The 4,472-nt window shown below is 64.5% G+C and carries 1 protein-coding gene; it reads left to right on the forward strand.

The features are described from left to right. Positions 1–787 precede the first annotated feature (787 nt). The coding region (locus AC1DJT_RS34695; RefSeq protein ID WP_476835863.1) for a peroxidase family protein at positions 788–4,472 on the forward strand (3,685 nt) is incomplete at its 3' end.

Consider the following 4,472-nt stretch of genomic DNA (forward strand, 5'->3'; position numbering starts at 1 on the left):
GCTCAGCTCTGCCCGGCGTCGTGCATGAGGGGCAGGCGGCATTGGTCTGATCCGGAATGGCCGATTCGCGACCGCACAGCCGGGCTCGCGGCCTTGCCAGGCGTGGCCGGCGCGACGGCTCATAGCTCCTGGGCCGTTCACGCACCCTGCTCGCTCCATACCGATCAGCACCAAGCTCGCCCTGGAGCCGTGGCACGGGAGCGCAAATCCCGAAAACCCCTGCTATCCCGACCATTCCTTGTGCGGGGGGCGCGGCATGCGCGGCGGCGCCTACCCCCCATCCCGCGCACGAACGAGGCTATGGGTTAGCCATCGCTGGCGACTCGCCCCGTAAGCCCTTCATCMCGGTCTGCAATCACCGCTGACCACCTCGCAGCTGTTGGATGAGGGGGCATGGACCCCCTCTATAGGCGGGCGGCGAGGGCAAGAGGCCGCGTCCCGGAATGGCTTCGGGGGAACCGGTCCGGCAGGTCGGCATCGCCGAGGCAGCAGGAGCTAGGGACCTTGGTCGGTAGTGTAGGGAATTAGGTCTGGAAGAACGACCAGACCAAACTCCGTCGCGCGCCCCAGACGCTGGTCGGGAAATAACGTCCGACATAGTCCTCTAACGACCAGTAGTGCCGACAGGCATCATGCTGTCACTGCGATAGGCCCATGACGGGCTGAAGCGCTGTCCGATCAAGTTCTGGCAAACGATGCAACCAGCGTCGTGCCTCTTTGGCGCGAGCGGCGGAGCATTGTCCCAGGCAAGGCCAACACGGGGTCCTGGACACCCCAGGAGGGCGTCATGGTACAGTACATTCGCTCCGATCTTGAATTCATCCTCGAGCAGATCAGGATTGCGGAGCGGAATGCTCAGGGCGAGAGCCTTACTGACATCCTGCCCAGCGTCCAGGTGCCCTTCGGTCTGCGGACCGTCGATGGTACATTCAACAACCTGGCCCACCCGGAATTCGGGGCCGCGGACCTGGCGTTTGCGCGCCTGACTGACCCGTCCTTCCAGGCGGCCGAGGCCGGCACCAATTATGGTGTTCCAGGCGGGGTCGTGGACTCCGAGCCGCGCACGATCAGCAACCTGATCGTCGACCAGACCAACAACAATCCGGCGGCCGTTGCGGCTGCTGCGCAGAACCCGGGATCGAGCACCGTCATCAGCCCCGGGCTGGACGGGATTTTCGGCACGGCGGACGACAAGCCGGTCAACTTCATCCCGAATGTCTCCCCGGATGTCGGCCTTTCCGCGCCGTTCAACGCCTGGATGACCTTCTTCGGCCAGTTCTTCGACCACGGTCTCGATCTCGTCACCAAGAGTTCAAGCCAGACCGAAGTCGTCTTCATTCCGCTGAAGCCCGATGACCCGCTGTTCAGCACGGCTCCCGGCGCTTTGAACTTCATGGTTCTGAGCCGCGCTGCAGGTGGCCAGGCTGCCACGAACACGACCTCGCCCTTCGTCGACCAGAGCCAGACCTACTCCTCGAATCCCTCGCACCAGGTCTTCCTGCGTGCCTATGAGCTGGACGCCAACGGCGATCCGGTGGCGACCGGCGAACTGATCACCAACCGCAATCTCGGCGCTGACGGCAGGTTCGGCACCGCCGACGATGTCGAGATCGGCGGCATGGCGACCTGGGCTGTGGTCAAGGCCCAGGCCCGCGACATTCTCGGCATCAATCTCACCGATGCCGATGTCGGCAATGTGCCGGTCCTGGCCGTGGACGCCTACGGCAACTTCATCAAGGGGCCGGGCGGCATGCCGATGGTCATGATGACCGACGGCAGCTTCACCGAGGGCAACCGGGCGGAGCCGATCAGCCTGGCGGGCGCAGCCCACACCGGCCATGCCTTCCTGAACGACATCGCGCATAATGCCGATCCGGCGGGCAAGACCGCGGATACCGACACCATCGTCAGCACCGGCCCGCTGGCGGCTGGCCAATACGATAACGAACTCCTCGACGCGCATTACATCGCCGGCGACGGTCGCGTGAACGAGAATATCGGTCTCACCGCCGTGCACGCCGTGTTCCATTCCGAGCATAATCGCCTGGTCCAGCAGACCAAGGACGTGGCGCTGGCGACCGGCGATCTCGCCTTCCTCAACCAGTGGCTCGATACGCCGGCCACGACCTTCCCGCTGACGCAGGCCCAGATCGACGCGCTCGACTGGAACGGCGAACGCCTGTTCCAGTCCGCCAAGTTCGGCACCGAGATGCAGTATCAGCATCTGGTGTTCGAGGAGTTTGCCCGCACGGTCCAGCCGCAGGTCGACGAATTCCTGGCGCCCAACGGCTACGACACCACGATCAACCCGGCGATCCTCGCGGAGTTCGCGCACACGGTCTATCGCTTCGGCCATTCGATGCTGACCGAGACGGTCGATCGCTTCGACCCGAATTTCAACACTGTCGGCGGCGATTCGCAGCTCGGCCTGATCGCGGCCTTCCTCAATCCGCTCGCCTATGCCGCAAGCGGCGTGACGCCGGAGCAGGCGACCGGCGCGATCGTGCGCGGCGTTACCCGCCAGGTCGGCAATGAGATCGACGAGTTCGTTACCGAGGCGCTGCGCAACAACCTGCTCGGCCTGCCGCTCGATCTRCCGGCGCTGAACATTGCGCGCGGTCGCGATACCGGCATCCCGTCGCTCAACAATGCGCGCTCCGAATTCTTCGCGATGACCGGCGACAGCCAGCTCAAGCCCTATACCAGCTKGACCGACTTTGCCGGGCATCTGAAGCACGCGGAGTCGCTGATCAACTTCATCGCGGCCTATGGCACGCATGGGTCGATCACCGGCGCGACGACGATGGCCGACAAGCGCGCGGCGGCGACGTTGATCGTGCTGGGCGGAGTCGGTGCGCCCGGAGATCGCCTCGATTTCCTGAACGCCACCGGCGCCTTTACCGGCGGCACGCTCGGCGGCCTCAACGATGTCGATTTCTGGATCGGCGGCCTTGCGGAAGAGAAGATGCCGTTTGGCGGCATGCTCGGCTCGACCTTCAACTTCGTCTTCGAAACCCAGCTTGAATCCCTGCAGAACGGCGACCGCTTCTACTATCTGTCGCGCACCGCCGGCATGAATTTCGGTACCGAACTCGAGAACAACTCCTTCGCCAAGCTGGTGATGCTGAACAGTGATGCGACGCATCTGCCGAACGCGATCTTCACCACCCCGACCTTCACGCTCGAAGTCGATCCGACCAAGCAGCACACAGGGCTGAACGAGGCTGGGCCTGATGGCATTCAGCTCGACGATCCCAATACCCTGGTCGACGAAAGCGCCGACAACGTCGTCGGAGCCGATGGCATTGCGGGCAATTCCGACCCGACCGGCGGCATCGAGATCAATGGCGTCGAAATTGTTCCTCTCGTCATCCGCAACAATCCGGCGACGCCCGGCGCGGACACCAACTACCTGCAGTACACCGGTGAGGACCATGTTGTCCTCGGCGGCACCGCGGGGAATGACGTCATCATCTCCGGCGATGGCGACGACACGCTCTATGGCGATGGCGGCAATGACCGGCTGGAAGGCGGCTACGGCAACGATACCATTCTGGGTGGCGCCGGCGACGACATTATCCAGGATCTGGGCGGCGATGACCGGCTCGAGGGCGGCGACGGCAACGACGTCATCCACGCCGGGAACATGATGGTCGGTGGCGTCGGGAACCTGATCCTGGGCGGCGCMGGCAAGGACTACATCGTCACGATGGAGGATATCTCGACCACCTTCGGTGGCCGCGGCGACGACTTCATCTACAGCTCCAAGACCAGCTTGCCGCCGACCGGAAACGAGGGCGATGACTGGATCGAGAAGGGCACGCAGGACGGCGCCCCTGGCGACAATTTCGCGCCCCTCCTGGCCGACGACATCATCGGTAACGACATCTTCGTCGGTGGCGGCGGCTTCGACGAGTTMATCGGCGAGGGCGGTGATGACATCTTCGTCGGCAGCGATGCCCAGGACAAGATGGACGGCATGTCCGGCTTCGACTGGGTCACCTATAAGAGCGACAATCAGGGCGTCACGGTCGACCTGACCTTGGCCGCGCTGGCCCAGCCGCATGGCGAGACGCCAAACACGAATGTGGGGGCAGTGCAGCCCGTCGGCGCCTCTCCGGCTTCGATCCTCGACCGCTTCGCCGAGGTCGAGGGCCTGTCCGGTTCGCGCTTTGCCGACATCCTGCGCGGCGACAATATCGACGCGGTCACGATCCTCAATCATGGCGGCGCCACGGGCGGCGCGCTGACCAATGTCGCGCTGATCGACGGGCTAGCGGCACTCCTCGGCCAGGCCGGTCTCTCGACCACCGGCTTCGCGACCGGCAACATCATGCTCGGCGGCGCCGGCAGCGACCTGCTCGAGGGGCGTGGCGGCGACGACCTGATCGATGGCGACCGCTGGCTGAACGTGCGCATCAGCGTGCGGGCCAACGCCGATGGAAGCGGTGGGGAGATCGCGACCTTCGACA

The organism is Allobosea sp. 05T422_2, from assembly GCF_056396265.1.